This window comes from Pseudomonas sp. H3_E07 (genome assembly GCF_054668895.1).
In genome coordinates this window covers 23,872-49,432 of the sequence record NZ_CP162795.1, presented here as the reverse complement: position 1 = coordinate 49,432, position 25,561 = coordinate 23,872, and the positions used below count along the sequence as shown (strand labels likewise).

26 protein-coding genes are annotated in these 25,561 nt (G+C 62.0%); 10 read left to right on the top strand and 16 right to left on the bottom strand.

Annotated elements, in window-relative coordinates; genetic code table 11:
* Positions 1-145: 145 nt before the first annotated feature.
* Positions 146-1,243, bottom strand: coding sequence for a DSD1 family PLP-dependent enzyme (locus AB4O08_RS00245; RefSeq protein ID WP_021491965.1), 1,098 nt, complete (start codon positions 1,241-1,243; stop codon positions 146-148).
* A gap of 70 nt (positions 1,244-1,313) precedes the next feature.
* On the opposite strand from AB4O08_RS00245, the gene AB4O08_RS00240 reads away from it, so the two are divergent.
* Entirely contained in the window at positions 1,314-1,940 is a 627-nt protein-coding gene (locus tag AB4O08_RS00240; RefSeq protein WP_010210687.1) for a helix-turn-helix transcriptional regulator, read from the top strand.
* On the opposite strand, the gene AB4O08_RS00235 is transcribed toward AB4O08_RS00240, so the two are convergent.
* Positions 1,928-2,308, bottom strand: a complete 381-nt coding sequence (locus AB4O08_RS00235) for a RidA family protein (protein WP_010210686.1) — start codon at positions 2,306-2,308, stop codon at positions 1,928-1,930. The two genes, AB4O08_RS00240 and AB4O08_RS00235, sit on opposite strands and share 13 nt — an antisense overlap.
* Positions 2,305-3,270, bottom strand: coding sequence for a threo-3-hydroxy-L-aspartate ammonia-lyase (locus AB4O08_RS00230; protein ID WP_010210685.1), 966 nt, complete (start codon positions 3,268-3,270; stop codon positions 2,305-2,307). Before AB4O08_RS00230 ends, AB4O08_RS00235 begins: the two co-directional genes overlap by 4 nt.
* Before the next feature lie 113 nt (positions 3,271-3,383).
* Between AB4O08_RS00230 and AB4O08_RS00225 the strand changes: the two genes are divergently transcribed.
* The 3 genes from AB4O08_RS00225 to AB4O08_RS00215 all read left to right on the top strand — a co-directional run bounded on the left by AB4O08_RS00225 (position 3,384) and on the right by AB4O08_RS00215 (position 5,747).
* Positions 3,384-4,013 (top strand): LbetaH domain-containing protein, encoded by a 630-nt coding sequence (locus AB4O08_RS00225; RefSeq protein ID WP_154974093.1) that lies wholly within the window; start codon positions 3,384-3,386, stop codon positions 4,011-4,013.
* Between the two features lie 292 nt (positions 4,014-4,305).
* The gene (locus tag AB4O08_RS00220) at positions 4,306-4,824 is read left to right on the top strand and encodes a sigma-70 family RNA polymerase sigma factor (protein WP_010210683.1); all 519 of its coding nucleotides are present in this window, start codon (positions 4,306-4,308) and stop codon (positions 4,822-4,824) included.
* On the top strand, positions 4,821-5,747 hold the full coding sequence (locus tag AB4O08_RS00215; protein WP_010210682.1) for a FecR domain-containing protein: 927 nt from the start codon (positions 4,821-4,823) through the stop codon (positions 5,745-5,747). Before AB4O08_RS00220 ends, AB4O08_RS00215 begins: the two co-directional genes overlap by 4 nt.
* 37 nt (positions 5,748-5,784) lie before the next feature.
* Here the strand turns inward: AB4O08_RS00215 and AB4O08_RS00210 are convergent, their stop codons facing one another.
* The 3 genes from AB4O08_RS00210 to AB4O08_RS00200 are packed head-to-tail and all read right to left on the bottom strand — an operon-like array spanning position 5,785 to position 8,286.
* Complete coding sequence (locus AB4O08_RS00210) at positions 5,785-6,501, bottom strand: ABC transporter ATP-binding protein (RefSeq protein WP_047543719.1); 717 nt, start codon at positions 6,499-6,501, stop codon at positions 5,785-5,787.
* Positions 6,498-7,319, bottom strand: coding sequence for an ABC transporter permease (locus AB4O08_RS00205; protein WP_010210680.1), 822 nt, complete (start codon positions 7,317-7,319; stop codon positions 6,498-6,500). The genes AB4O08_RS00210 and AB4O08_RS00205 overlap by 4 nt, the downstream gene beginning before the upstream one ends.
* A 10-nt stretch (positions 7,320-7,329) precedes the next feature.
* Positions 7,330-8,286 (bottom strand): aliphatic sulfonate ABC transporter substrate-binding protein, encoded by a 957-nt coding sequence (locus AB4O08_RS00200; RefSeq protein ID WP_154846835.1) that lies wholly within the window; start codon positions 8,284-8,286, stop codon positions 7,330-7,332.
* Positions 8,287-8,603: 317 nt separating this feature from the next.
* On the opposite strand from AB4O08_RS00200, the gene AB4O08_RS00195 reads away from it, so the two are divergent.
* On the top strand, positions 8,604-8,819 hold the full coding sequence (locus AB4O08_RS00195; RefSeq protein WP_003173733.1) for a TOBE domain-containing protein: 216 nt from the start codon (positions 8,604-8,606) through the stop codon (positions 8,817-8,819).
* 189 nt (positions 8,820-9,008) lie between these two features.
* Here AB4O08_RS00195 and AB4O08_RS00190 read toward each other — a convergent pair whose 3' ends face one another.
* Genes AB4O08_RS00190 through AB4O08_RS00175 form a run of 4 tightly spaced genes read right to left on the bottom strand, consistent with a single transcriptional unit; the run spans position 9,009 to position 11,720 of the window.
* Positions 9,009-10,160: a MalY/PatB family protein gene (locus AB4O08_RS00190; RefSeq protein WP_460114618.1), complete on the bottom strand. Its 1,152-nt coding sequence runs from the start codon at positions 10,158-10,160 to the stop codon at positions 9,009-9,011.
* Positions 10,161-10,219: 59 nt separating this feature from the next.
* Positions 10,220-10,813 (bottom strand): FMN-dependent NADH-azoreductase, encoded by a 594-nt coding sequence (locus AB4O08_RS00185; RefSeq protein WP_460114617.1) that lies wholly within the window; start codon positions 10,811-10,813, stop codon positions 10,220-10,222.
* Positions 10,810-11,250, bottom strand: coding sequence for a GNAT family N-acetyltransferase (locus AB4O08_RS00180; protein ID WP_010210668.1), 441 nt, complete (start codon positions 11,248-11,250; stop codon positions 10,810-10,812). Before AB4O08_RS00180 ends, AB4O08_RS00185 begins: the two co-directional genes overlap by 4 nt.
* On the bottom strand, positions 11,247-11,720 hold the full coding sequence (locus AB4O08_RS00175) for a carboxymuconolactone decarboxylase family protein (RefSeq protein WP_010210663.1): 474 nt from the start codon (positions 11,718-11,720) through the stop codon (positions 11,247-11,249). The genes AB4O08_RS00180 and AB4O08_RS00175 overlap by 4 nt, the downstream gene beginning before the upstream one ends.
* A 131-nt stretch (positions 11,721-11,851) precedes the next feature.
* Here AB4O08_RS00175 and pdxR point away from each other — a divergent pair, with 131 nt between their 5' ends.
* On the top strand, positions 11,852-13,279 hold the full coding sequence (pdxR, locus tag AB4O08_RS00170; protein ID WP_256454674.1) for a MocR-like pyridoxine biosynthesis transcription factor PdxR: 1,428 nt from the start codon (positions 11,852-11,854) through the stop codon (positions 13,277-13,279).
* 64 nt (positions 13,280-13,343) lie between these two features.
* On the opposite strand, the gene AB4O08_RS00165 is transcribed toward pdxR, so the two are convergent.
* The 6 genes from AB4O08_RS00165 to AB4O08_RS00140 form a co-directional block, all read right to left on the bottom strand.
* Positions 13,344-14,420: a nucleoside hydrolase gene (locus AB4O08_RS00165; protein WP_047543728.1), complete on the bottom strand. Its 1,077-nt coding sequence runs from the start codon at positions 14,418-14,420 to the stop codon at positions 13,344-13,346.
* 28 nt (positions 14,421-14,448) lie between these two features.
* Positions 14,449-15,759 carry an MFS transporter gene (locus AB4O08_RS00160; protein ID WP_010210658.1) on the bottom strand — a complete coding sequence of 437 codons (1,311 nt, stop codon included), beginning with the start codon at positions 15,757-15,759 and terminating at the stop codon, positions 14,449-14,451.
* Between the two features lie 322 nt (positions 15,760-16,081).
* Positions 16,082-16,714, bottom strand: a complete 633-nt coding sequence (locus tag AB4O08_RS00155; protein ID WP_460114616.1) for an N-carbamoylsarcosine amidohydrolase — start codon at positions 16,712-16,714, stop codon at positions 16,082-16,084.
* 13 nt (positions 16,715-16,727) lie between these two features.
* A complete protein-coding gene (locus AB4O08_RS00150; protein ID WP_010210656.1) occupies positions 16,728-17,480 on the bottom strand; it encodes a maleate cis-trans isomerase family protein in 753 nt (250 codons plus the stop codon).
* A gap of 14 nt (positions 17,481-17,494) precedes the next feature.
* The gene (locus AB4O08_RS00145; protein ID WP_010210654.1) at positions 17,495-18,292 is read right to left on the bottom strand and encodes an alpha/beta fold hydrolase; all 798 of its coding nucleotides are present in this window, start codon (positions 18,290-18,292) and stop codon (positions 17,495-17,497) included.
* Complete coding sequence (locus AB4O08_RS00140) at positions 18,289-19,422, bottom strand: FAD-dependent monooxygenase (protein ID WP_010210651.1); 1,134 nt, start codon at positions 19,420-19,422, stop codon at positions 18,289-18,291. Before AB4O08_RS00140 ends, AB4O08_RS00145 begins: the two co-directional genes overlap by 4 nt.
* Before the next feature lie 308 nt (positions 19,423-19,730).
* Here AB4O08_RS00140 and AB4O08_RS00135 point away from each other — a divergent pair, with 308 nt between their 5' ends.
* From AB4O08_RS00135 to AB4O08_RS00120, 4 genes are all read left to right on the top strand, one after another.
* Positions 19,731-20,783: a 2,5-dihydroxypyridine 5,6-dioxygenase gene (locus AB4O08_RS00135; protein ID WP_042571190.1), complete on the top strand. Its 1,053-nt coding sequence runs from the start codon at positions 19,731-19,733 to the stop codon at positions 20,781-20,783.
* A 151-nt stretch (positions 20,784-20,934) separates the two neighbouring features.
* The gene (locus tag AB4O08_RS00130) at positions 20,935-21,369 is read left to right on the top strand and encodes a MarR family winged helix-turn-helix transcriptional regulator (protein ID WP_010210647.1); all 435 of its coding nucleotides are present in this window, start codon (positions 20,935-20,937) and stop codon (positions 21,367-21,369) included.
* Between the two features lie 173 nt (positions 21,370-21,542).
* Complete coding sequence (locus tag AB4O08_RS00125; RefSeq protein ID WP_047543731.1) at positions 21,543-22,025, top strand: (2Fe-2S)-binding protein; 483 nt, start codon at positions 21,543-21,545, stop codon at positions 22,023-22,025.
* A gap of 5 nt (positions 22,026-22,030) precedes the next feature.
* Entirely contained in the window at positions 22,031-25,558 is a 3,528-nt protein-coding gene (locus tag AB4O08_RS00120; RefSeq protein WP_460114615.1) for a molybdopterin cofactor-binding domain-containing protein, read from the top strand.
* Positions 25,559-25,561: the final 3 nt, after the last annotated feature.

Sequence of the window (25,561 nt, the reverse complement as noted above, 5' to 3'; positions counted from 1 at the left end):
GTTTGTGGGCACACTATATGGTGTGTGGTGACGATGGTCAACGACACAAGCGGGCATCGATCTTCACTGATCATCACCTGGGTCCTTGGACCATGCATGGACATTGCGGGCACCATCGCCGCCAAGCCGGGCTGTGACCGGTGTATCACCAGCCGCGCAGGCGTTCCCAGACCTGTAGGTCGCCATTCGCTAACACCGCGGTATAACTGCCGAATTGGGTTCCGGTGGCGCAGGCGTGGTTTGGCAGGATGCGCAGCCGAGTACCCAAGGGGAATTGGGCGACCACATCCACACCCTGGAAATGCGCCACGCCATGCTCCTGATTAGCGCTGCTCAACAGCAACCCCTCGATCGGCGTACCACGCTCATCACAGACCTGGCCGTAGCCAAAATCCTTTTTCTGCGATTGCGTGCCGCGATCCCGGCTCATGGCCATCCAGCCGGCATCCGTGATGATCCAGCCTTTTTCTGCCTGATGGCCGATCACTGTGGTCAGTACGCTCAAGGCCAGTTCATCGGTGCTGCATACGCCAATGTTGTGCATCACTAGGTCAAAGAACGCGTAGACCCCGGCGCGCAGTTCGGTCACACCCTCCAGGCTGACGGCCGAGAGTGCGGTCGGGGTAGAGCCGACGCTGACCTCGGCGCAGGGCAGGCCGGCGGCACGAATCCGCTCGGCCGCCTCGACGCAACGGGCGCGTTCCTGCTCTGCGATGGCTTGCAGGGCTTCAGGCGTATCCAGGCCGTAACTTTCGCCCGCGTGGGTCAGCACACCGGTGAGGGTGTCGCCGAGCAGTCGGGCGATGTCCAGCAGCAAAGGGTCGTGCGGCTTGACCCCGGAGCGGTGGCCGTCGCAATCGATCTCGATCATCACTGCAAAGGTTTCGTCGTGCTGGCGGCCAAAATCGATAATCGCCTGGGCACCGGCCAAGCTGTCGGTGATCAACGTCAAGCCGCAGCCCCGGCGACGCAGCGTCAGGGCCTGGGGCAGTTTGTGCGGGGCCATGGCCACCGCGTAGAGGATGTCATGGATACCCAGCGCGAAAAAATACTCGGCTTCTTTCAACGTCGACACCGTGATGCCGCTGGCGCCCGCTGCGATTTGTGCGGCCACCACTTCGGCGCACTTGTGGGTTTTGACATGGGGGCGCAACTGCACGCCCAGGGCGTCGGCGCGCTGCTGCATGCGCTGGATATTGCGCTGCATTTTCACGCTGTCGATCAAGGCGGCAGGGGTCTCCATGGTGCGGGCTCCACAATGAGGGGCAGGGTGTAAATTGACGCCCTGTCCAGGACTGGATATGTTGTCTTGCATGAAAAATACCTCTCCCAACGATACTCACCTGATCAGCCAGCTCGAACAGATCGCCGAAGGCTTGAGCAAGACCTTCAGCCCGTTCTGCGAAGTGGTGCTGCACGACTTGCGCGACCCGCAGCACTCGATTCTGGCGATCCATAACAACCTGTCCGGACGCGCGGCGGGCGACCCGACCACCGAGTTGGGCCTTGCGCGCATTGCCGACCCCGAGTACCCGCAAGTCATCGCCAATTACCAGAACCAGTTCAGCGACGGCCGCCAGGTCAAAAGCACGTCGATCGGCATCAAGGGCGCTGGCGGCGAGTACGTGGCGGCCTTATGCATGAACGTCGATCTCTCGTTGTTCCGTGGCTTGCAGGGCATGCTGGAGCAGTTTGGCTCGGTCAGCGGCGACAAACTCATCGAATCCTTGGACCCGTCCGGCGCCGATGTCATCCGTGCGCGTATCGACCAGTTCGCAGCGCGCCTGGCCACCACCCCGCGTGCGCTGAAGGCGGCGGACCGGCGTGTACTCATGCAGGAGTTGAAAGACTCCGGCTGCCTGGATATTCGCCGGGCCATGGAAACCGTGGCCTCGCACCTGGGCGTCTCGCGCGCGGCGGTCTACACCTACGCCAAGTAACGCGCTATCGCTTCAATCTCGACGAGATAGCCGTGATGCAATTCGGGCACCGGCACTACGGCGCGGGCAGGGCGGTGCTCACCCAGTGCGGCGGCGTAGACCCTGTCGAATGCGGGCCAGTGCTCAACGCCGGCGACATACACGGTGACCTTCACCAGATCCGCCGGCGTTCCACCGGCGGCGTTCAGGATTTCCAATAGATTGGTCAAGGCGATCCGCGCCTGCTCGGCAAATGTCGCCGACAGGTTATGCCGACCGTCCGGGCTGACCGGCAATTGCCCGGAGATGTACAACGTGTCGCCGTGGGCGATGGCCTGGGCGTAATGCCCGGCGGGCGGGGAAGCCGTCGAAGTGTGGATGCTGTTCATGAGGCCTCACTGAGCAGGGCCGCGTACTTTTCGATATCGACATTGCCGCCGGTGACGATAATGCCTACCCGTTGGCCCTTGAACCGGCCTGCTTCGTTGAGCAAGGCCGCCAGGCCCAGGCAGCCAGTAGGCTCGACCACCATTTTCATGCGCTGCATGAAGAACTTCATCGCCGCCACCAACTCGGCATCCGACACGGTGAGGATGTCGTTGACGTTGTCACGGATGATGGGGAAGGTGTAATTGCCCAGGTGCTGGGTCTGAGCGCCGTCGGCAATGGTCTTCGGCGTGTCGATATGCACGATGCTGCCGCTGCGAAACGAGCGCTGCCCGTCATTGCCGGCTTCCGGTTCCACGCCATACAGCAGGCAATCCGGCGACAAGGCACGAGTCGACAACGCTGTACCCGAGAGCATGCCACCGCCGCCGAGACCAACGAACAAGGCATCCAGCGGTCCGGTGGACTCCAGCAGTTCCTTGGCAGCCGTGCCTTGCCCGGCGAGGATGTGCGGATGGTCGTAGGGCGGGATCAGGGTCAGGCCCTGTTCAGTGGCCAGGTTGCGGCCGATCTGCTCGCGGTCTTCAGTGAAGCGGTCGTACAGTACTACGCTGGCGCCATATTCACGGGTGGCGGCAACCTTGGCGGCCGGTGCATCGGTGGGCATCACGATGGTCGCCGGGATGCCCAGCAACTGCGCCGCCAGCGCTATGCCCTGGGCGTGGTTGCCGGATGAAAATGCCACCACGCCGGCTTTGCGCTGCTGCGGGTTAAATTGCGACAGGGCGTTGAACGCGCCGCGAAACTTGAACGAGCCTGCACGTTGCAGGTGTTCACACTTGATGAACACCTGTGCACCGGTCAGCGCGTCGAGGGTGCGCGAGGTGAACACCGGCGTCGCGTGCGCAACGCCTTCCAGGCGTTGCGCGGCGTCGATGACGTCTTGGTAAGTGGGCGATGGCATGGGCGGACCTCGTTGTCTGATGCTGGATAAAATATCCACAAAAAGACAAATAGTAAAGAGTCGTATGTCCATGCTAGCGTTTCGAACTTCTCTGACCGTTAGAGGATTCGACGTTGATTCGACTCACCGACTACATCGCCCAGTTCTCCCGATCCGCCCTTGCGCCATGGGCTGACCTTACACCCTGGGCACTGGCAACCCAGGCGCCTGCGGTCGTTCGCCAGTTGTTGGCCAGACTCCCGGCCGACGAGTACATCATCCAGGATGAAATCGCCATCCACCGTACCGCCACCGTCGAGGCTGGCGCGTTGCTCAAGCCACCCCTGATCATCGGCGCCCACTGCTTTATCGCCAGTGGTTCACTGCTACGGGGCGGATGCTGGCTGGATGAGCATTGCATCATCGGTCCCGGTGCCGAGTTGAAGACCTCGTTCATGTTCAGCGGCAGCAAGCTGGCGCACTTCAATTTTGTCGGCGATTCGGTGTTGGGGCATGGGATCAACCTGGAGGCGGGGAGCATCGTTGCCAACTACCGCAACGAGCGCGATGACAAGGAAGTGCGGGTGCGGGTTGACGGGACCTTGCAGCGCACGGGGTGCGACAAGTTTGGCGCGTTGCTCGGCGACCAGTGTCGGATCGGCGCCAATGCAGTGTTGGCGCCGGGGGCGCTGCTAAAGGCTGGAAGTGTCGTGGGCCGGGGGCGGGTGTTTGATTGCGAGAGCAATGCAGACACATACACTTGAGGGCTGGAATTATCCTCCACGAGGGCCAGACGATTGACGGCGCTGGTGGTGGCTACATGAATCTAAGTCGGAGGCTGAATAGCTGCGGTTTTCTTGAATCTGTACCGACGATTACAGATTTTCCCATGTTGTAACAAGGAGGTTTTAATAAGTGAAGTATCCGCTCTCGCGATGGTTAACGGGCGAGAGATCGTTTAAAGCGGCAATGTTGAAAAGACCATGGTGTGTCGACGCGATATTAAATAGAATGAATCTCATTTGAGACTCACTCGCGCCGCGCAGGTCGCTCGCCATGAATGATGTTGTAGTTCCGACCCACGCCCCCGAACTGACCTTGTCGAGCCTGTACCGCGACCACCGCAGCTGGCTGGAAAGCTGGCTGCGCCGGCGTCTGGGCAATGCCTGGGATGCGGCCGACCTGAGCCAGGATACCTTCTTGCGTGTGCTGGCCAGCGCTCAGCCGATCGCGCAGATGCAGGAGCCGCGGGCCTATCTGGTGACGGTCGGCAAGCGCCTGCTGGTGAATTTCCATCAGCGGCGCAGTCTTGAACAGGCTTATCTGAATGCCTTGGCCAGCCTGCCGGAAGCCTGCGTGCCGTCGCCCGAACAGCGCTGGCTGCTGCTGGAAACCTTGCAAGCCCTGGATGAATTGCTCGATGGCTTGCCGGTGCTGGTCCGCCGTGCGTTCCTGTGGAGCCAACTGGAAGGCCTGGGCTATCGGGACATCGCCGAGCGCCTGGACGTGTCGGAGCGCACGGTAAAACGCTATATGGCCCAGGCTTACGAACATTGCCTGCTGGTGGACCTGTGAGCCGTGACGTTGCCCGCGCCGCGGCGCAGTGGTTGGCGCTGCTGGAATCCGGCGCCGCCACCGAGCGTGATCACGCCGCCTTGCAGCATTGGCGTGACAGCCATCCCCAGCACGAACAGACCTGGCAAAAAGCCCAGACCTTGCGCCAGCGTTTCAGCGACTTGCCCCAGGCCCTGGCGATGGCCAGCCTCGATCGCCCGCACCCTGGGCGCCGCGCCGTGCTCAAGCGCGCCCTGGGAATTGCAGCATTGGTGCCGACCGCCTGGCTGATCAGCCGTCAACTGCCCATCGAGGCTTGGCGTGCCGACCTGCACACCGCGACCGGCGAGCGCAAGCGCATCCCGTTGGCCGACGGCGGGAGCTTGCAGCTCAATACCGCGACGGCGGTGGACGTGGACCTGGCGCAGCGACGCATCACGTTGGTGGACGGAGAGTTGGCGTTGAACGTACCCGGCGCGGCGGCGGTGACCGTGCGGACGCGCTACGGCGAGTTGAGCGTCAGCCAGGCCGATGTGTGTGTAAGGCAGCAGGCCAGCGGTTGTCTGGTGTCGGTGCTCAAGGGCTCAGTCCAGGTGCGGGACCTGAACGGTCAAATGACGACACTGCAGGGCGGGCAGCAAGCGCCGCTGAAAGCCAGCGGCTTGGGGGCCTGGGTGCCGTTTGATGTAGTGCAGCTGGGTTGGCGCGACGGTGTGCTGACTGCGCAGAACCAGGCGCTGGGTGACTTCCTGCGGGAGCTCGAGCGTTATCGGCCAGGCGTGTTACGTTGGGAACCGAGCCTGGAAACGTTGCGGGTGACCGGCAGTTTTCGCCTGGACGACACCGACCGCATCCTCAACCTGCTGGCCTCGACGTTGGGGCTGGAGTTGCACGCACGCACGCGGTATTGGGTCACCCTCACACCGCGCAAATCCCTGGCCTGACACCCCCTTTCAATGGGGTGCGGCCAAGAAGGCGATATCAGATAACGTGGGCGCGTTGCAGCTCGGTCAAGGACAGTGCCTTGAATTGCGCCAGCATCGGGTCACGCCGGTCCCTGGGGTGCTGCAAGTCCACGGCGAGTTCCTGGCGAATGCTGCTCGGACGGTTATCCATCACCAGCACGCGGTCACTCAGGTACAGCGCCTCGTCCACATCATGGGTCACCAGCAGCAAGGCGATCGCGTGGTGTTTGGCCAGTTGCAACAGCAGGTCCTGCAGCTTCATGCGGGTGAAGGCATCCACCGCACTGAAGGGTTCGTCCAGCAGCAACACCTGCGGGCGTGAATACAGTCCGCGTGCAATCGCCACCCGTTGCGCCATGCCGCCGGACAATGCCTTGGGCAGCGCCTGGGCAAATCCCTTGAGGCCGACTTCCTCAATCAGTTGCATGACCCAGGCCTTGTCGTAGTGCTTGTCATCGCTGAAACCGATGTTCTGCTCCACCGTGAGCCAGGGCATCAGCCGAGGCTCCTGGAACACAAAGGCGACTTCGCCATCGGGGCTGCGCAGTTCGCCCTGAAAGTCTTTTTCCAGGCCGGCAACGATTCGCAGCAGGGTGCTTTTGCCACAGCCGCTGGGGCCCAGCAGGCTCACGGCCTCCCGAGGTTGCAGGGCCAGGCGCACGTCTTTCAGCACGGTGGTGTGGGCGAAGCTTTTACGCGCTACATGAATGTCCAACAGTGGCTGCACGCTCATTGTCCTGCTCCCTGGAACGTATCGCGCCAGGCCAGGCAGCGCTTTTCCAGCGTGGCGAGCAGGCCATCGCTGACTTTGCCCAGCGACGCCAACACGATGATTGCCGCCAACACGATATCCGGCCGCGAGGTCTCGCGCCCGTCGCTGAGCAAGTAACCCAGGCCTTTGGTGGCCGCGATCAGCTCGGCCGCCACCAGAAACATCCACGCCAGGCTCAAGCCACTGCGCAACCCGGTGAACAGGCCAGGCAGGGCGGCCGGCAACAGGATGCGACGCACCAGGCGCCACCGACTGAAGCCGTACATTTGCCCGACTTCCACCAGCTTGCGATCGATGTCGCGGATGGCGGCGACACCATTGAGGTACACCGGGAAGAACGCGCCGATGGCGATCAGCACGATCTTCGAGGTCTCGTCGATGCCCAGCCACAGCAGCAACAGCGGCACCCAGGCCAGGCTCGGAATCGAGCGCAGCCCGGCGAAAGTCGGTTCCAGGTAGGCTTCGGCCTCACGACTCAAGCCCACCCAGGCGGCAAACACCAGCGCCAGGCTGGCACCGATGGCAAAGCCCAGCAGCACCCGGCCCAGGCTGGCACTGATGTGTTTCCACAGTGAGCCTTCGGCGAGGTCCGTGAGGGTCACGGCGATCTCACTGGGCGCCGGCATCTGGTACGACGGCAACCAACCCACTCGAACCACCACCTCCAGCACCAGCAGGATCAGCACCGGCAACACCAGGCCCTTGAGCCGCCTCGGCCAGGCACTGCGATTGATCGCCACCGGCTCGACCAGGGGCAATGCTTGGGTTTTGCTGGTCATCACGCGCTCCTTAGTGGCCGAACGAGGTGTCGATCAACTGGTCGATCACCTGGTCCACGTTCACGCCTTTGCGCACCAGTTCTTCGGACACCAGGATCGGTGCGGCCGCCTTTGACGACACCACGTCCTTGCTGCTCAGGAAGGGTGTGCTCAGGTCGGTACGCGACAGTTGCAGCTTGGCCACTTCCAACGGCAGGCCGGATTCGTCGGCGAGCAGCTTGGCGAATTCATCCGGGTGCTTCACCGCCCAATCGCGGGCCTTTTCATACGCGCCGAGTACTTTGGTGATGGTCTGCGGATGCGCCTTGGCGAACTGCTCGGTGACGCTGACCACGCCGTAGCTGTTGAAGTCCTTGTTGCGGTACAGCAGGCGCGAACCGGCCTGGATTTCACTGGCGGCCATGTGCGGGTCGAGGCCGGCCCAGGCGTCCACGTCACCTTTTTCCAGGGCGGTACGACCGTCCGGATGTTGCAGGTGCACCAGTTCCACATCGTCCTTTTTCAGCCCGGCTTTTTGCAGGCTGCGCAGGGTGAACAGGTACGGGTCGGTGCCTTTGGTAGCGGCGATTTTCTTGCCTTTCAGGTCGGTGACGCTCTTGAGCGGCGAATCCTTGCGCACCACCAGAGCGGTCCATTCGGCGCGGCTATAGACGTACACCGACTTGATCGGGCTGCCATTGGCGCGACTGAGTACGGCAGACAGGCTGGCGGAAGAGGCGAAATCCACGCCGCCACTGTTGAGGTATTCCAGGGAACGGTTGCTGCCCTGGCTCAATACCCAGCCCACCTTGGAGTGCGGCAGGGCCTGTTCCAGCCAGCCGAAGTGCTTGAGCACCAGACTGACGGGCGAGTAATAGGCGTAGTCGAGATTGACTTCAGCGGGGTCGGTTTCAGCGGCATGGGCCAGTGGTTGCAGGCACAGGGCGAGGGCGCATGCGCCGAGTAAGCGTTGGGTGAAGGGTTTCATGGAACAGCTCCGGCAAGGCATTGAGAGAAGGCTTTCTTATATTCAGAAAAATTAAATGGCATGTTCCATCATGCTTTTCAGGAATATGCAGTCTCTGTGCCATCTAGCCTGTACGTGTGTTTCCGGGGCTTTAGGGAAATGTGGTTGTAGCGGGAGAAGGCAAACTGTTGATCCACTGTCGGTGGTGCAACAGTTCGCATATGTCCATAAAGAATAAATAAAGAGTTATATATTCCTTTTAATGTTCTGGTCGATGGCGCATTTTGAGGGCCTGGGCATTCGTGCGGATTGACCCAACAACCAAAAGGAAAGCCGACATGACCATTAAAGCGATCAACGTGCGCAACCAATTCAAGGGCGTGATCAAGGAAATTCTGCTGGGGGAAGTGGTGTCGGAAATCGACGTACAGACCGCGTCCGGCATTGTCACTTCGGTAATCACCACCCGCTCGGTGCGTGATCTGGAGTTGAAAGTAGGCAGTGAAGTGATTGCCTTCGTAAAATCGACAGAAGTGTCCATCGCCAAGTTGTGAGTACACCTTGATAGGTGCAAGCCTTGGACTTTTTCAGGCCTGAGTCCCCTGGTGGGTGAGGCTCGGGTGTGTGGCCGCCACCTCCAGGTTGAACATCGGCGTGCCTTGGAACCCCTGCTGTAGCCGGTTGCGGCGGCCGGCAAAAACAGTAACAGCAGGGGTGCGGCACTCGTTGCGAACAGTTGTGAGTCAGGCCTGACGGTTGCGCAGGGCGCGTTCCATGCGTTGCAGGCCTTCTTCCAGCATCGACCGTGGGCAGCCGAAGTTCAGGCGCACGAACTGCTGGCTGTCATCACCGAACTCGATACCGGCGCTCAACCCGACCTTGGCCTGTTCCAGGAAAAACTGCTGCGGATCGTCCAGCCCCAGGGCGCTGCAATCCAGCCAGGCCAGGTAAGTACCTTGCGGTGCGTGCATCACCACGCCAGGCAGGCGGGTTTGCACGGCGTCGAGCAGGTAGTCGCGGTTGGACTGCAAGTACTGCACCAGCGCGTCGAGCCAATCACTACACTGGCTGTAGGCCGCGCGGGTAGCTTCCAGGCCCAGAGGGCTGACGCTGTCGACCATGCCGCAACGGGCATTGTTGAAGCGTTCGCGGATCTCGGCGTTCTGGATCACCGCGAAGCACGTCTTGAGACCGGCGACGTTGTAGGCCTTGCTGGCCGACATCAGGGTGATGGTGCGCTGGGCGATCTCGGGACTGAGGCTGGCGGTGGGAATGTGGCGACGGCCGTCGAAGCACAGTTCGGCGTGGATTTCGTCGGAGATGATCAGCGCGCCGTTTTCCAGGCAGGCGTTGGCCACGGCCAGCAGTTCTTCACGGGGGAAGACTTTGCCCATGGGGTTGTGCGGGTTGCTCAGCAACAGCGCGCCGGCGCCGGTCAATGCCTGGCGCATCGCGGGCATCGGCGTGAGGTATTCGCCGTTGACCTGCTCGAAGGGCACTTCGATGCGCGGCAGGTTCCAGTGGCCTGGTGCCAGGCGGATCGGCCGGTAGTTGGGGGTTTGCAGCACCACCGGCTGGCCCGGCTGGACAAACGCGTGCAGCGCCATGTTGAAACCCGGCTCGACGCCAGGCAGGAACAGCAGTGCATCCGGCTGCACGCGCCAGGCGTACTTGGCCCACAGGTCGGCAATGATCGCTTCGCGTACATCCGGCCCGGCGACGCTGTAGCCGAGCACCTGCTGGTCGATGCGCGCGTGCAGGGCTTGCAGCACGGCGGGTGGGGCGGCGATGTCCATGTCGGCGATCCACATTGGCAGCACGTCTTGCGGGTAGCGGCTCCACTTGGTGCTGCCGGTGCCGAAGCGGGGGTGGATCGTGTCGAAATCAAAGCTCATGGGGGGCTCGTATCAAGGCGTCAGGTGCAGGAATGGCGCTGATTCTAGCGCCATTATTTTTATAGGCCAGAGCTGATTGCCACCGCAAGTTGCCGGTGTGCCTGTTCCAGGGCGCGATTGACGGCTTCTTCACCGCGCACCATGGCCGGCAAGTAGACGAAATCCACCGCGTGAATGCCCACTGTAGACAGGATGGTGCTCATGTACGGCGTCAGAAAATCCGGCTCATGACCCTTGCGGGCGTTACCCGAACTGACCAGCACAAAGGTGCGCCGGTCTTGCAGCAAGCCGACTTTGGCGAACTGTTCATTCACCGTAAAACTGCGCTGGATGCGCACCACATGGTCGATCCAGGTCTTGAGCGCCGCCGGCACGGTGAAATTATGCACGGGAGTGCACAGGATCAGCAGGTCGCAGGCCTCCAGTTCAACGATCAATTGTTCCGAGAGTGCCGTGGCGCTGCTGCCGAGTCCGCCGGGTGTGGTCAGCGCGTTGGCATATTCAAGGGTCAAGGGTGGCAGTGCTTGGCTGCCATAGTCGCGCTCGGTCACCTCGGCGTCGGGGACCAGGTCGCGCAACAGTGCACGGGCCAGTTTGAAGGTCTGCGCGGCCTTGCCGTGGGGGCTGAAACTGAGGAGCAGGGCCCGGGTCATTGGCTCAGGTCCTGGGAAAAGTGCATGCCCAGGGGCAGTAGGCCCTGGCGGAAATAGAAGCGCTGGGCCAGGGCCATATGCATGCCGGTGTCCAGTACCAGCCAGCGAAAGCCACGGGCGCGGGATTCCTCGCGCACCCGGTCCAGCAGTTGTTCACCCAGGCGCCGCCGTTGCAATGTGGCGTCTACCACCAGGTCATCCACGTAGATAAACCGGCCGTACAGGGTGTTTTCGGTCAACCGGTAGCCGGCCAGACCCATCACGTTGCCATTTTCGCGTGCGGCCAGCAGGCGGTAGCCGTTTTGCCGTTGGCGCTGGATTTGCTCGGCAAACGCCGTGGCGTCGGTGAGGTGAGGGCGCAGCTGTTGCATCACCGCGAAGCTGGCAATCAGATCGGCCTGGGTTTCCATCTGGGCAAATTCGACATGTTCATTCATGGTTTTTGGTTCTCCAGGTGTGCCTTGACCGCCGCCGGTACTTTGCGAAAGCTGATGGCGACGCGATTCAGGGCATTCATCAAGGCAATGGCCAGGGTCAGGTCGGCGATTTCCTTCTCACTGAACGCCGCCGCGACGTCTGCATAGTCCGCATCCGGCACCTGGGTTTGCGCCACCGGGGTGACCACCTCGGCCCAAGCCAGGGCGGCACGTTCACGTGGGGTGAACAGCGGCAGACCTTCGCGCCAGGCGGCCAACAGCATGATTTTTTCCAGGCTCACGCCGAGCTTGAGCAAGTCGCGGGAGTGACTGTCCAGGCAATAAGCGCAGCCATTGAGTTGCGAGACGCGCAGGTACACCAGGTCGATCAGTTCTTTTTCCAGCCCGCAGCCGTGGATGTAACTGTGCACCGAACCCAGGGCTTTGTAGCCGGCGGGCGCGGCCTGGGCGTAATCGAGTCGGTGGTTCATGGGCGATCCTTGTGACGGTGAAGGGATGCGCCATTTTCATGGTGGGTCGGCTGGGCGGACAGGGGCATGATTGGACAAGTGGGTTGGGACATGATCAGACTTCGTGCTGTCTTCCCGTCGAGCCAATCGAGATGTCGTCACTGCCCAAATACCAGGAAATCTACCGACGCTTTCGCCAGGCCATCGATCAGGGCCAGTTGCGCCCCGGCGAGCGCGTGCCCTCGGTGCGGGCGATGGCGCAGGAACTCAAGGTGGCGCGAGGCACGGTGGAGGCGGCGTATCAGTTGCTGGTCAGCGAGGGCTTTTTCGAGGCGCGCGGGCAGGCGGGGACGGTGATTGCCGAGGCGCTGCCGCAGGTGTCGGTGAAACCCATGCCGGCTGCGTTGCCAGTGACTTCGGGCCCTCTGCCGCTGCAAATGGGCCTGCCGGCCTTGGATGCTTTCCCTCGCAAGCTGTGGGCGCGGCTGGTGACCCAGCAAGTGCGCCGCACCGACGCGAACAGCCTGGCGATGGGCGATGAGCGCGGCACCCAGGCGCTGCGTGTGGCGATAGCCAGCTACCTGGCGTTGTACCGGGGCGTGGAGTGCACGCCGCAACAGGTGTTTGTGTGTGCCGGATACGCGGGGGGCCTGACGCTGGTGTGTGAAGCATTGGCGATGGCAGGGCAGCGGTGCTGGTTTGAAGACCCTGGGTATCTGCATGCGCGCCAGTTGTTGATTCATCAGGGTGTGGAGCTGGTGCCGGTACCGGTGGACCGTGATGGGCTGGATGTTGAGCAGGGTATTTCGCGCGGACGTGAGGCACGGTTGGCGGTTGTCACACCGGCGCACCAGAGCCCGCTGGGTGTTGCGCTGAGCCCGGCGCGGCGACGGGCGTTGCTGGCGTGGGCGCGGGAGCAGGGCAGTTGGGTGGTGGAAGATGACTACGACAGTGAGTTTCGCTATCGCGGGCAGCCATTGGCGGCACTCAAGCGTCAGGATGGTGATGATCGGGTGATCTATGCCGGGAGTTTCAGCAAGATGCTGTTTCCGGGGTTGCGGTTGGGGTATCTGGTGGTGCCCACGGCGCTGCTGGCTAGGTTTGAGCAGGGGGCTCGGGTGTTGCAACAGCGGAGTGCGCAGTTGTTGCAATTGACCGCAGCGGACTTTTTGGAGCAGGGGCATTTCACTCGGCATTTGAAGAAGATGCGGCAGTTGTATGCGCAGCGTCGGGGGTATCTGGTAGAGGCGTTGCGGCTGCATTGCGGAGCGTTCTTGCGGGTGGATGAGCAAGCGGGAGGGATTAATTTGCTGGCGCGGTTGGTGGTGGATGTGCCGGATTGGGCGGTGGCTGAGGCGGCTGAGCGGGCGGGGTTGGGGGTTAAGGCGTTGTCTGCCTGGACGTTGGAAGGTGGGCAGGGGCAGGGGGTGTTGATGGGGTTCACGAATGTGGCTTCTGCTTCGGACGCTGTGGTGGTTGCTCAGGTTTTGCGTGCGGTGATTGCTGAGTATCTATCCGTTCCTCTGGTAACAACGGCTACTGCAGGGGCGGGTTCGTCAGAAAGAATCGGTCGGCTCTAAGGCGGCCCCGCGCTGGCAGGTTGAGAGAACAGCGCTCCCATGCACGGTGGGAGCGCGCAACCGGTCAGTGCTTGACCGGTGTCGGCAGGGTCACGAGGTTGACGTAGCCATCCCAGAATTTCTTCTGGTCCACGCCGAACACTACCTTGGCCTTCTGCGTGCCGACGGGCGCGCCTTTCGGGTAGCCCAGTGCGCGACCGTAGTCCGCGCCAAACGTGGCGTCCACATCCACCCACAGCTCGCGGGATTCGGTGACGATCCCAGGGTTGACCAGGTACAGCGCCGGCAAGCTGTCCCAGGTGAAGCTGTGGTAGCTCGGGTCCTTGTCGAACAACGGCCCGAACTCATGCGTGTACAGGTCGGCAATCGCGCCTTTCTGTGCAATCACGCGCTGGTACACCGTTTTGTCGAAGGTGACTTTCTCGCACACATCATTGGGGAAAATCACGTGTTCGATCGGCGAGCGCAACACGATCTTCGCCGCCTCCGGGTCGAACCACCAGTTGAACTCCGCCGCCGGCGTGGTATTGCCCGGAATTTCCAGGGCGCCGCCCATGTACACGATGCGTTTGATCAGCGGCACGATATCCGGCGCCGAACGAATCGCCAGGGCGACGTTGGTCAGCGGGCCGACGGCGAGGATCGTCACCTGGTGCGGGTTGGCGCGCACGCTGTCGACAATGAACTGCGCGGCGGTCTCCTTGCGCAGTTTCGTGTGGGTGGCCAGGCCGTCCGGTGGTGCGACCAATTGTGAGGGTGATGTGGGGCGCGGGTTTTTGAACGCCCCCGGCCAGCCGGAGCCGAACAGCGCTTTTTCTGCCTCGTAGGTGGCGTAGTCGTGCAGCAGCGGGTAGGCGGCGCCGGAGTAGACGCCGACCTCTTTATCCACGCCCATGCGTTCCACGGCCTTCAGGGCGTCGACCTGCTCCTGATCGACCCAGGCGTTGCCGCTGACCAGGGTCATGCCCAGCAGCTCGATGCGTTTTTGCGCATGCAACTGGGCAAGCATGATGAAGGCCTGACCGTCATCGTTGAGCACGTTGAAATCGGTATCGAAGATGACCTTTTCCGCCGCCTGCGCGGTGCCGGCACACAGACCGACCGCAACAAGCAGCGCACAGCGTTTCAAGAAGCCTTGCATGGTGAGTCTTCCGAAAAAATTGTTGTTATCAACGGTTCACCAGTTTCGCCGGCAAGGCGATGACCAGGAAGCTGCTGAGGATCAGGCAGCCCGCGAAAAACCACAAGGCACCGGCGCTGCTGCCTGTGACGTCGATCGCAACGCCCATCAATGAGTTGCTGACCAGGCCGGCGATATTCGCCACCGAACAGGCCAGGGCAAAGCCGGTGGCCGCCGCGGTGCCTTTGAGAAAGGTCGCCGGCAGGCTGAAGAACACCGGCACGGCGCCGATGATCGCCGCCGAAGCAATCGCGAACAGCACCACCGTGGCCACCACGTTATGGGTGAAGAAGGTGCTCGTGGCCATGGCCGCCGCGCCGATGAAAAACGGCACGATGATGTGCCAGCGGCGTTCGCGGTGTTTGTCCGAGCTGGCGCCGATCAGCAGCATGCCGAGCAGGGCGGCGACGCTTGGCAAGGCGGTGAGCACGCCGATATGGAACGTGTCGGTGACCCCGGCGTTGCGGATGAAGGTCGGCATCCAGAAGCCCATGGCGTAGGCGCTGAGCAGGATCGAGAAGTCGATACCGCCGAGCATCCATACCTTGAGGTTGAAGAAGCCGTCGCGGAAGCTGTGCTTGCTGGCGGAGCCTTCGGCATCGTCCTTGCGCAGTTCGGTGTCCAGCAGGGCCTTTTCCTCATCCGACAGCCATTTGGCTTGCTGGTAGGTGTTGGGCAGGGCCCAGAAGGTCAGCACGCCAAGCAAGACGCTGGGCACCGCTTCGATCAGGAACAGCCACTGCCAGCCACGCAGGCCGCCCATGTGGTCGAAGTGGCCCATGATCCAGCCGGACAGTGGGCCACCGATCACGCTGGAGAGCGGCAGGCCGATCATGAACAGCGCAATGATGCGCCCGCGTCGGTGGGTGGGAAACCAAGTGGTCAGGTAATACAGGACACCCGGCAGAAAGCCCGCTTCGGCAGCGCCGAGCAGAAAACGCAGGATGTAGAACTGGGTGGTGGAGGTGACCAGCATGGTGCAGGCCGAGAGCAGGCCCCAGGTGATCATGATGCGCGCGATCCAGATCTTTGCGCCGACCCGTTCCAGCACCAGGTTGCTCGGTACTTCGAACAGGATATAACCGACAAAGAACAGCCCGGCACCGAGACCGAACGCGGTTTCGCTGAACTGTAATTGGTCAAGCATCTGCAGTTTGGCGAAGCCGATGTTGATGCGGTCCAGGTAGGCGGCCAGGTAGCAGAAGCACAGGAAGGGAATCAGCTTCCAGGTGATCTTGTGGTAAAGCGTGTTGACCGGGTCGGCGACGGTGGTCGCGGGCGCTGCATTCGCAATGGGCATTGGGTGTCTCCTGGCGGTGACTTATGGTTTTTATACAGCCGCTTTTGTTCCAGCACTTCGGAGTGCTGTAGAAGCGACTTCCAAAGGCAGTGTCAGAAGACTGAGGAGGGCCTGTTGGAGGCGATCCATAGGGAAACCGGGCTTAGGTGGGAGCTGGCTGGCCAGCGATGGCATCGGCGCGGTGTCACTGATACACCGCAGCGTCTGCATCGCGGGCCAGACCGGCTCCCACAGGGATCGGTTGCCACATTTGAATGCGTTCCAAGGCCGGGCCTCAGTTTTGTGCAAGACCGCGCTCTATGGCGCAGTTCTTAATAACGTCTTATTGCTCCCTGAACTTGCGCATCGCCTCCTGCTTGCTCACCACATCGCCATATTTGCTGTCGATATCGAACAGGTTGGCTTCATGGGGCGCGGGGTGTCGATCGCCGACGCATTCGCGCACGACGATGGTGCGAAACCCGTGTTGCACCGCATCCACCGCCGTGGCGCGGATGCAGCCGCTGGTGGAACAGCCTGCCAGCATCACGGTGTCGATGCCCTGTGCATGCAGCATCGGCGCCAGGCTGCTGCCGAAAAACGCACTGGCGTACTGTTTGGTAATGACGACTTCCTCGTCCAGTGGCAACACCTCGGCACAGAACGCGGCGAGTGGGTTGCCTTCGACCATGTCTTTCATCACCGGGGCTTTTTTCACCCAGATCCCGCCATCGACGAAATGGCCGGGATGGTAGCGGATATTGGTGTGCACCACTGCAATCCCGTGCAGGCGCGCGGTGGCCAGCAGTTCCACGCTTTCGGCCACGGCCGTGACTACACCCGGCGCGAACAGCGGCGCGCCTTCGGTGGTGTAGCCCTGCATGAAGTCGATCATCAGCAGCGCGGCTTTCTTGCCAAAGCCGATGCGGTTGCCCCACACGCCCTGGTAGTTGGCGTCGGCGGATTGTTCGCTCATTGTTTCACTCCCCTCAGTAGGCGCCGGAGAGCAGGGCGCCGGCACCGGGAACGATGGGTTCCAGGTCCAGGGCCTTGAGCATCGCGTAGGTGGTGGCAATGGCGGCGGTGAGTACCGGTTTGCCGGTTTGCGCCTCGACCTTGGCCACCACCGGCAGCGACTGCATCTGCACGCAGGCGGACAGCACAATCACATCGACGCCTTCCAGGTTCATCCCGGCGACGATGGCCGGCAGGTTGGCCGGGTCGTGGCGGGCCACTTCGAGGTTGTCGGGAATCTCCAGGGCGCGCCAATCCACCACCTCGAAGCCTTCTTCGCGGATGTAGTTCACCACCAACTCGGTCAGTGGTTTCATGTACGGCGCGACAATCGCGATACGCTTGGCGCCCATCACTTTCAGGCCTTCGATCAAGGCGCCGGCGCTGGTGATTACCGGGGCGTTGGCGTCGTTGTCGGCCGTGGCTTTGCGCAGGCGTTGTTCGGAGTTGCGGTGATAGCCCAGGCCCATGGCCATGATCGCTACCAGGCAGGCGTAGCCCAGCACATCGACCTTGGCGTCGGACAGCTCGACGGCACAGCGGTCGGACTCGCCGTCCATGGCCGCCAGTTCTTCCTTGCGTACTTGCTTCATGCGCATGCGGCTGGAGTGAAAGGTGAAGCGCTCGGGACGGATCGCCTGGCGCGCGGTGAGCATCGCCGGGATCTCGGTTTCCATGGTGGTGTTGGAACTCGGCACGATCTGGCCGATGCGGTAAGGCTTCTGCATGGTGCTCTCCATTGTTATTGTTCGAGGAAATCGCCGAGGGCGAGAAAGAAACCGTCGAGGTCATCCCACGGAATCATGTGTCCTGCGTTCGGCACGCGGGCGACCTGGATGCCGGGTTGCAGGTCCTGGATCTCGGCAATGTCTTCATCGAGGATCACGCCGCCGCGTCCGGCCACCATCAACAGGGCAGGGGCCTTGAGGTGGGGCAGGTCGTGGTGGAAGTCCACCGCGTGGAAGTCATTGAAGGCTCGCACGATGGCGGGTTCGTAGCAGGTGTGCAGCCATTCGGCGCGCAGTTGCAGTTGTGCCGGTGTCCACGTGGCGCAGAAGGCGCGCATCGCCTCCGCGTCCATGCCGACCAGGGATTGGCGGATGGAGTCGACGTACCACGGCAGCTTGCTCGGGTATTCGCGTCGGCCCGGACCGGAGACCGGAGGGTCAATCAACACCACACGCTTCACCCCTTCAGGGTGTTTCACGGCACTGCGCACGGCAAAGCGTGCCCCCATGGAGTGGCCCATCAGGTGGTAGCTGTCCAGGTTCAGCGCATCGGCGAAGGCACCAATGTCCTCGGCGCAGGTGTCCGCGCTGTAATCCAACTCGGGACCGGTCGAGGACAGGCCGCGACCGCGCACATCCAGCACGTAGGTGTCGAACTGCGCCCCCAGGCGCTCGGCGACAAAACCCCAGGTGATTGCCGGGCTGGTAATGCCGGGGATCAGGATCAGCGCCGGGCCCTTGCCGCCATAACGCAGGTAGTGCTGGCGAATACCGTTGGCCTGCACGTTGGCGCCGTAGAGAAAGGTACTCACGCGGCCACCCCCGATTTCAGTTCCTGGGCGTACAGGTCATAGCCATAGACCCAGGCCGGATCTTCCTGGGTGCGCAGCCAGGTATTGGCGTTGGACACGGCCTGCACGCGCGACGCGCGCTCCTTGCGGTTGGCCTCGTAGAGTTCAAAGGCTGTGCGGTAGTCGCTGATGCCGGTTTCCTGCAGGCAGCGGGTGAGCATGGCGGCGTCTTCAATGGCCATGCCGGCGCCCTGGGCCATGTGCGGCTTCATCGGGTGGCAGGCATCGCCGAGCAACACCAGGCGGCCACGGCTCCACAGTGGTAACGGATTGCGATTGCGCAACGGCCACTTGGTCACGCTTTCGGTGGATTCGATCAGGGCTTGGACGGTGGGGTGGTAGCCCTGGAAGGCGTCGAACATCTCTTCGCGGCTGCTGTCGACGAACGCGCCCTGAAAGTCCCATTCGGCATGGGGCACACCGGTCACGTAGTAGTACTCGTCGCGCTTGCCGGTGGTGTAGTAGACCATCATGTGGCGGTCTTCGGTCCACCACTTGATGCAGTCTTCGAACTTGAGGTCGTATTTGGCGAGCTGGTCGCCACGGATCAGCGCACGGTGCGCGACCCAGCCGCTGTACAGCGGCTTTTCCACGCCCAGCAGTACTTCGCGGATCTTGGAGTTGATGCCGTCGGCGCCGATCACGATGTCCGCGTAAGTCACCTGACCGTCGGCGAAGGTCAGGCGTACCTGGGTGTCGGTTTCCTCAAGGCTTTCCAAGCGTTTGTTGAAGTGCAGGGTGCCGGGCTTGAGGGTGGACATCTGCAGCGCATGCAGGTCGCCACGGTGCACGGTGATGTAGGACGCCCCGTAGCCGGTGAGGGGGATGCGTGACAGGTAGTCGCCGCTTTCTCCGCAGCGGCTGAACCAGTGCTCGGGGTGCGAGCCCATCAGGTCAAGCTGCTTTTCGATGCCCATGCGGCGGAAGATTTTCATGATGTTGGGGCCCATGTGGATCCCCGCGCCCAACCGGGAAAACTCCGGCGCTTGCTCATAGACATCAACGTCGAAGCCGGCTTGCTGTAGCAGGGTGGCAGCGGCGGCGCCGCCCAGGCCCGCGCCGACGATGGCGATTTTCTGAGTGCTTCCCATGGGGCGTGTTCCTCTCTCTTTTTGATTTTCGGCGGCGTCTGTCCGCAAGGTTTTTAAAGTGTATACGCTCATTTTTTAAAATGGGAAGCCCGCCTTCGCAAATTTATTTTTTGGCCATAAGTGTCCTGTGTAACGTTATTGTGTCTGTACATACTGGGTATGTTTCGATAGGTAACGTTTTTGCGCGCCGCTTGCAGTCTGACTGTAATTCGGGTCTTATCGTTATTAAATGGCGTATACGCTATAAAAAATGCACTAGAGTGAGGCGTGCTGCCTGAACTTGGTGCAGGCCCACAGGAGACAGGAAAATGCCGGTAAGCGATTGCGAACTGACCCAGATGTTTGAGCACGTGTTGAAGTTGTCCAAGGTCGACCCGACCCAGAGCGTCGCCGTGCTCAAGAGCCATTACTCAGACCCCCGCACCGTGCGAGCCGCGATGGACGCCGCGCAGCGCTTGGGAGCCAAGGTGTATGCGGTGGAGTTGCCGTCGTTCAACCACCCCAGGGCGATGGGCAACGACATGACCGCCTACTGCGGCGACACCGCGCTCACCGGCAATATCGCCGCCCAGCGTGCCCTGGAGGCCGCCGACTTGATCGTCGACACCATGATGCTGCTGCACTCGCCGGAGCAGGAACAGATTCTCAAGACCGGCACGCGCATTCTGCTGGCGGTGGAACCGCCGGAAGTACTCGCGCGCATGCTGCCCACCGAAGCGGACAAAGTGCGCGTGCTGGCGGCCGAGCAGTTGCTGAAAAAGGCGCGTTCGATTCACGTAAAGTCCCGCGCTGGCAGCGACTTCCGCGCCGCCTTGGGGCAATACCCGTCAGTGACGGAATATGGTTTTGCCGACGAGCCTGGACGCTGGGATCATTGGCCGAGTGGCTTCCTGTTCTCCTGGCCCAACGAAGAAACCGCCGAGGGCGTGCTGGTGCTGGACATCGGCGACATTTTGCTGCCGTTCAAGACCTACACCCGCGAGAAGATCACGCTGGAGATCGAGAAGGGCTTCATTACCAAGATCCACGGTGGTTTCGAGGCCGAATACCTGCGTGATTACATGAAGTACTTCAACGATCCCGAGGTGTACGGCATTTCCCATATCGGCTGGGGCCTGCAACCACGGGCACAGTGGACGGCCATGGGCTTGCATGACAAGAACGACGGCATGTGCATGGATGCGCGGGCGTTCTATGGCAATTTCCTGTTCTCCACCGGGCCGAACACCGAAGTGGGCGGGACGCGCAAGACGCCGTGCCATATGGATATTCCGCTGCGTCATTGCGATGTGTACCTGGATGATGAAGCGGTGGTGATTGCCGGGGATGTGGTTGCCCCCGTGGAATCCCTGGCTCGCTAAACATCCAGGTGGGAGCTGGCTTGCCTGCGAGGGCGCTCGCAGGCAAGCCAGCTCCCACATTTTGATAGGGTTTCTTCAGCGATTGCCTTGAGTCCGTTCAGCAAGCCCGCCATCATGCTTCCCCATCGCCAGCCACTCACCGAGCCCCGCCGTGCCTGATTCCTACGTCTTTTCTGAACAAGTTGGCCACCTGCTGCGCAAGGCCTACCAGCGCCACCTGGCGATCTTTCAGCAGAATGTCGGCGACTCGCAGCTCACCGCCGTGCAGTTCGTCACCTTGTGTGCACTGCGCGATCACGGTGCAAGCTCCCTGACGGAACTGGTCAAGGCCACTGCCGTGGATCAGGCGACCATTCGCGGTATCGTCGAGCGCCTCAAGGCCAAGGAATTGATTAGCCTGGAACCCGACCCGCAGGATAAACGCAAAGTGGTGGTCGACCTGTCCCCGGCAGGCGCCGAACTGGTCGCCCAGACCGCGCCGCGCGCCGCGCAGATCAGCGAATTGACCATGAGCAATCTCAACCCGGCCGAAAGGGTCGCGGTGCTGTTCCTGTTGCGCAAGATGATCGACGACCCGCAGGACTGACATGCCACACCCCCGCAGAAGGGGGTGAAACAGGAATATGGCACCGAATTTGCTCTGAGTTGATGTAGTAGCCACTTCATCAGTCAAGTGTGTCGTGAGACCTCAGGTCCGCGACGCTTTTTTTTGACTATTTCATGTAGTGCCTACTTCACCAACTGTTACGGGCGAAGCGAATGATCAGCCAGCACATCACGGTAACGCTTGAAGTCAACGGGCGAAAAAGCGACGTCAGCGCCATGGCGGACACACCGCTGTTGCTGGTGCTGCGCAATGACCTGGAACTCAATGGCCCCAAATACGGCTGCGGCCTGGGGGAGTGCGGTGCCTGCACCGTGATCATCGATGGGGTGGCGGCCCGTTCCTGCGTGTTTCCGCTGTCGGGGGCCGTAGGCCGCGAGATTGTCACCCTTGAAGGCCTGGGCACGCGCGACGCGCCGCACCCGGTACAACAAGCCTTTATCGACGAGCAGGCCGCGCAATGTGGCTACTGCCTCAACGGCATGATCATGACCACCAAGGCCTTGCTCGACCGCAACCCCAACCCCAGCGAAACGCAGGTGCGCAACGAGCTGTCGGGCAACCTCTGCCGTTGCGGCACCCATATCGAAATCCTGCGCGCGGTGTTGCGTGCGGCCCGCCTGATGACTGTGGATTGATGACCATGACCGACACTTCCCTTTCCCGTGACCAGTGGCTGGCCAAGACCGGCGTTTTGTTGATCATCGACGATGTCCTGCCGCCTTCGGGGCCGGTGGCCAAGGGCGGCACGCCTACGGTGAAGCCCAAGGAGCTGGGGCTGTTTATTGCGGTGAACGATGATGGTTTGGTGTACGCGTTCAATGGTCATGTGGACCTGGGCACCGGTATCCGCACTTCGCTGGCACAGATCGTCGCCGAAGAGCTGGACCTGACGATGGAGCAGGTAAAGATGGTGCTCGGCGATACCGAGCGCGTGCCCAACCAGGGGGCAACCATTGCCAGTGCGACCCTGCAGATATCAGCGGTGCCCTTGCGTAATGCGGCAGCCGAAGCGCGGCGTTTCCTGTTGGCGCGGGCGGCGGGGCGCCTGGGTGTCAGCACTGCCAGCCTCAAGGTCGACGCCGGCGTCATCCACGCTGCAGACGGGCGTACCACGACGTATGCTGAACTGGTCAGCGGCCAGCATGACCAATTGCGCATCAGCGGTGATGCGCCGCTGAAACCCATCGAGGACTATCGTCTGGTGGGCAAGGGCGCTGCTCGGGTGGATATCCCCGGCAAAGCCACTGGCGAGCTGACTTACGTGCACGATATGCGCGTGCCGGGCATGCTCCATGGCCGGGTCATTCGTCCACCGTACGCAGGGCTCGATTGCGGCGACTTTGTCGGCAACAGCCTGTTGAGTGTGGATGAATCGTCTATAGCCCATATCCCCGGCATCGTCGCGGTGGTGGTGATCCGGGATTTTGTCGGCGTGGTTGCACTGCGTGAAGAGCAGGCCGTCAAGGCCGCCAGTGAATTGCAGGTGCACTGGAAACCCTGGAACCACGGGTTACCGGACATGACGGATGTCGAACAGGCTATCCGCGACAATCCCCGCGTACGCCGCACCGTGCTGGATCAGGGCAATGTCGACGAAGCCCTGGCGGGCGCGAGCCAACGCATGCCGCGCAGTTATCTCTGGCCGTACCAGATGCACGGGTCGATCGGCCCCTCCTGCGGTGTGGCGGATTACTCGCCAGCCGGCAGCCGGGTGTGGTCGGGCAGCCAGAACCCGCACCTGTTACGGGCCGACTTGGCGTGGTTGTTGGCGTGTGATGAAGCGCTGATCGATGTGATTCGCATGGAGGCCGCCGGTTGTTACGGGCGCAATTGCGCCGACGATGTGTGTGCCGATGCCTTGCTGCTCTCCCGTGCCGTCGGCAAACCAGTGCGCGTGCAATTGACCCGCGAACAGGAACACCTGTGGGAGCCCAAGGGCACTGCACAATTGATGGATGTCGACGGTGGCCTCAACGCCGACGGCAGCATCGCCGCCTACGACTTTGAGACCAGCTATCCGTCCAATGGCGCACCGACTTTGGCATTGCTGCTGACGGGACGTGTGGAACCGGTGGCGGCGATGTTCGAAATGGGCGACCGCACCTCGATTCCGCCCTATGACATCGACACTATGCGCGTGACCATCAACGACATGGCGCCCATCGTGCGCGCCTCATGGATGCGTGGCGTATCGGCCTTGCCCAACACCTTTGCCCACGAGTCCTATATCGATGAACTGGCCTTCGCCGCTGGCGTCGATTCGGTGGAATACCGCCTGCGCTACCTCAAGGACGAGCGCGCCATAGACCTGGTGAAATCCACCGCCGAACGTGCCAACTGGACGCCGCGCACCGCACCGATGCAAACCGCCAGCGACGACCATCTGCTGCGTGGCCGTGGCTTTGCCTACGCGCGTTACATTCACAGCAAGTTCCCCGGTTTCGGCGCGGCCTGGGCGGCGTGGGTGGCGGATGTGGCGATCGACAAGCAGACCGGCGATGTGTCGGTGACCCGCGTCGTGATCGGGCATGACTCGGGAATGATGATCAACCCAGACGGGGTGCAGCATCAGATCCACGGCAATGTGATCCAGTCCACCAGCCGTGTGTTGAAGGAGCGGGTGACGTTTGAAGAGTCGACGGTGGCGAGTAAGGAGTGGGGCGGTTATCCGATCCTGACGTTCCCCGAAGTGCCAAAGATCGACGTGATGATGATGCCGCGCCAGGACCAGCCGCCCATGGGCGCCGGTGAGTCGGCCTCGGTACCCAGTGCGGCGGCGATTGCCAACGCGATCTATGACGCCACCGGCATCCGTTTTCGCGAGCTGCCGATCACCCCGGAACGCGTGCTGGCAGCATTGAATGCGGGCACCCTGGGCGAGCCAGCCAAGTCGCCTGAGAAACGCCGGAAGTGGTGGTTCGGCGCACTGTTTGCCACCTTGGGCGCGGTGCTGGCGACGGCCTGGCCGTTCCACGCTGAAATTCCACCGATAGCGCCACCCAGCGCCGGCACCTGGTCCAAGGCGACCCTGGAGCGCGGGCGGTTGCTGGCGGCGGTGGGCGATTGCGCGGTGTGCCATACGGCGCCTGGTGGCGCGACCAATGTCGGTGGGCTGGCGATGCAGACGCCGTTCGGCACGCTGTACAGCAGCAATATCACCCCGGATGTGAAGACCGGGATCGGCGCCTGGTCATACCCGGCGTTCGAGCGAGCGATGCGTGACGGCATTGGTCGAGACGGGCGCAACCTGTACCCGGCGTTTCCCTATACGGCGTTTCGCAATATCAATGAGGCGGACATGCAGGCGCTGTATGCCTACCTGATGTCCCAGGTGCCAGTGAGCCAGGCGCCGACGCCGAATGCCATGCGCTTTCCGTTCAATATCCGGCCGTTGATGGCAGGTTGGAATGCCCTGAACCTGCGGCGTGGCGAGATCTCGCCGCAGCCTGAGCGCAGCGAACAATGGAACCGCGGCAACTATCTGGTCAACGGCCTGGGCCACTGCGCCGCCTGCCATTCGCCGCGTAACCTGATGGGAGCGGAGAAGGGCGGCAAGTCGTTCCTCGCCGGTGGTACGGTTGATGGCTGGGAGGCTCCGGCCCTCAATGGCTTGTCCAAAGCGTCGACGCCGTGGACCGAGGACCAACTGTTTACCTATCTGAGCACCGGGTATTCCGATGCCCATGGCGTGGCAGCGGGCCCGATGGGGCCGGTGGTGAGTGAGTTGTCGAAACTGCCCAAGGCGGATATCCGTGCGATGGCGGTGTACCTGGCGTCGCTCAAGGGTGATGCGGCGGCCGAAGCCCCGTTGGTTGCGGCGGCCAATGTGCCGAATCCCGATGGCCGTCGGGTGTTCGAAGGTGCATGCAAGGCCTGCCATGCGGATGGCCTGGGACCGAAACTGTTTGGGGTGAGCCCGTCGTTGGCCACCAACACCAACGTGCACAGCGACCAGCCGGATAATTTGATCAAGGTGATTCTGCAAGGCATCAGCAAACCGGCGACCCAGGATCTGGGTTACATGCCGGGGTTCAAGGACAGTTTGTCCAATAGCCAGGTGGCGGATCTGGCGGCGTATCTGCGCGCGCAATTTGCGCCGAATGCGCCGCAGTGGAAGGGGCTGGAACAGAAGGTTGCCCACCTGCGCGCCAATCCCGGTACGCACTGATCG

What these genes read in the sequence shown, in the direction of transcription:
- AB4O08_RS00155 (WP_460114616.1), bottom strand. Translation starts at nt 16,714, where the DNA reads ATGAGCGAACAATCCGCCGACGCCAACTACCAGGGCGTGTGGGGCAAC.
- AB4O08_RS00220 (WP_010210683.1), top strand. Translation starts at nt 4,306, where the DNA reads ATGAATGATGTTGTAGTTCCGACCCACGCCCCCGAACTGACCTTGTCG.
- AB4O08_RS00120 (WP_460114615.1), top strand. Translation starts at nt 22,031, where the DNA reads ATGACCGACACTTCCCTTTCCCGTGACCAGTGGCTGGCCAAGACCGGC.
- AB4O08_RS00195 (WP_003173733.1), top strand. Translation starts at nt 8,604, where the DNA reads ATGACCATTAAAGCGATCAACGTGCGCAACCAATTCAAGGGCGTGATC.
- AB4O08_RS00200 (WP_154846835.1), bottom strand. Translation starts at nt 8,286, where the DNA reads ATGAAACCCTTCACCCAACGCTTACTCGGCGCATGCGCCCTCGCCCTG.
- pdxR (WP_256454674.1), top strand. Translation starts at nt 11,852, where the DNA reads ATGTCGTCACTGCCCAAATACCAGGAAATCTACCGACGCTTTCGCCAG.
- AB4O08_RS00180 (WP_010210668.1), bottom strand. Translation starts at nt 11,250, where the DNA reads ATGAATGAACATGTCGAATTTGCCCAGATGGAAACCCAGGCCGATCTG.
- AB4O08_RS00150 (WP_010210656.1), bottom strand. Translation starts at nt 17,480, where the DNA reads ATGCAGAAGCCTTACCGCATCGGCCAGATCGTGCCGAGTTCCAACACC.
- AB4O08_RS00140 (WP_010210651.1), bottom strand. Translation starts at nt 19,422, where the DNA reads ATGGGAAGCACTCAGAAAATCGCCATCGTCGGCGCGGGCCTGGGCGGC.
- AB4O08_RS00135 (WP_042571190.1), top strand. Translation starts at nt 19,731, where the DNA reads ATGCCGGTAAGCGATTGCGAACTGACCCAGATGTTTGAGCACGTGTTG.
- AB4O08_RS00165 (WP_047543728.1), bottom strand. Translation starts at nt 14,420, where the DNA reads ATGCAAGGCTTCTTGAAACGCTGTGCGCTGCTTGTTGCGGTCGGTCTG.
- AB4O08_RS00190 (WP_460114618.1), bottom strand. Translation starts at nt 10,160, where the DNA reads ATGAGCTTTGATTTCGACACGATCCACCCCCGCTTCGGCACCGGCAGC.
- AB4O08_RS00125 (WP_047543731.1), top strand. Translation starts at nt 21,543, where the DNA reads ATGATCAGCCAGCACATCACGGTAACGCTTGAAGTCAACGGGCGAAAA.
- AB4O08_RS00160 (WP_010210658.1), bottom strand. Translation starts at nt 15,759, where the DNA reads ATGCCCATTGCGAATGCAGCGCCCGCGACCACCGTCGCCGACCCGGTC.
- AB4O08_RS00230 (WP_010210685.1), bottom strand. Translation starts at nt 3,270, where the DNA reads ATGCCATCGCCCACTTACCAAGACGTCATCGACGCCGCGCAACGCCTG.
- AB4O08_RS00175 (WP_010210663.1), bottom strand. Translation starts at nt 11,720, where the DNA reads ATGAACCACCGACTCGATTACGCCCAGGCCGCGCCCGCCGGCTACAAA.
- AB4O08_RS00185 (WP_460114617.1), bottom strand. Translation starts at nt 10,813, where the DNA reads ATGACCCGGGCCCTGCTCCTCAGTTTCAGCCCCCACGGCAAGGCCGCG.
- AB4O08_RS00210 (WP_047543719.1), bottom strand. Translation starts at nt 6,501, where the DNA reads ATGAGCGTGCAGCCACTGTTGGACATTCATGTAGCGCGTAAAAGCTTC.
- AB4O08_RS00205 (WP_010210680.1), bottom strand. Translation starts at nt 7,319, where the DNA reads ATGACCAGCAAAACCCAAGCATTGCCCCTGGTCGAGCCGGTGGCGATC.
- AB4O08_RS00240 (WP_010210687.1), top strand. Translation starts at nt 1,314, where the DNA reads ATGAAAAATACCTCTCCCAACGATACTCACCTGATCAGCCAGCTCGAA.
- AB4O08_RS00245 (WP_021491965.1), bottom strand. Translation starts at nt 1,243, where the DNA reads ATGGAGACCCCTGCCGCCTTGATCGACAGCGTGAAAATGCAGCGCAAT.
- AB4O08_RS00235 (WP_010210686.1), bottom strand. Translation starts at nt 2,308, where the DNA reads ATGAACAGCATCCACACTTCGACGGCTTCCCCGCCCGCCGGGCATTAC.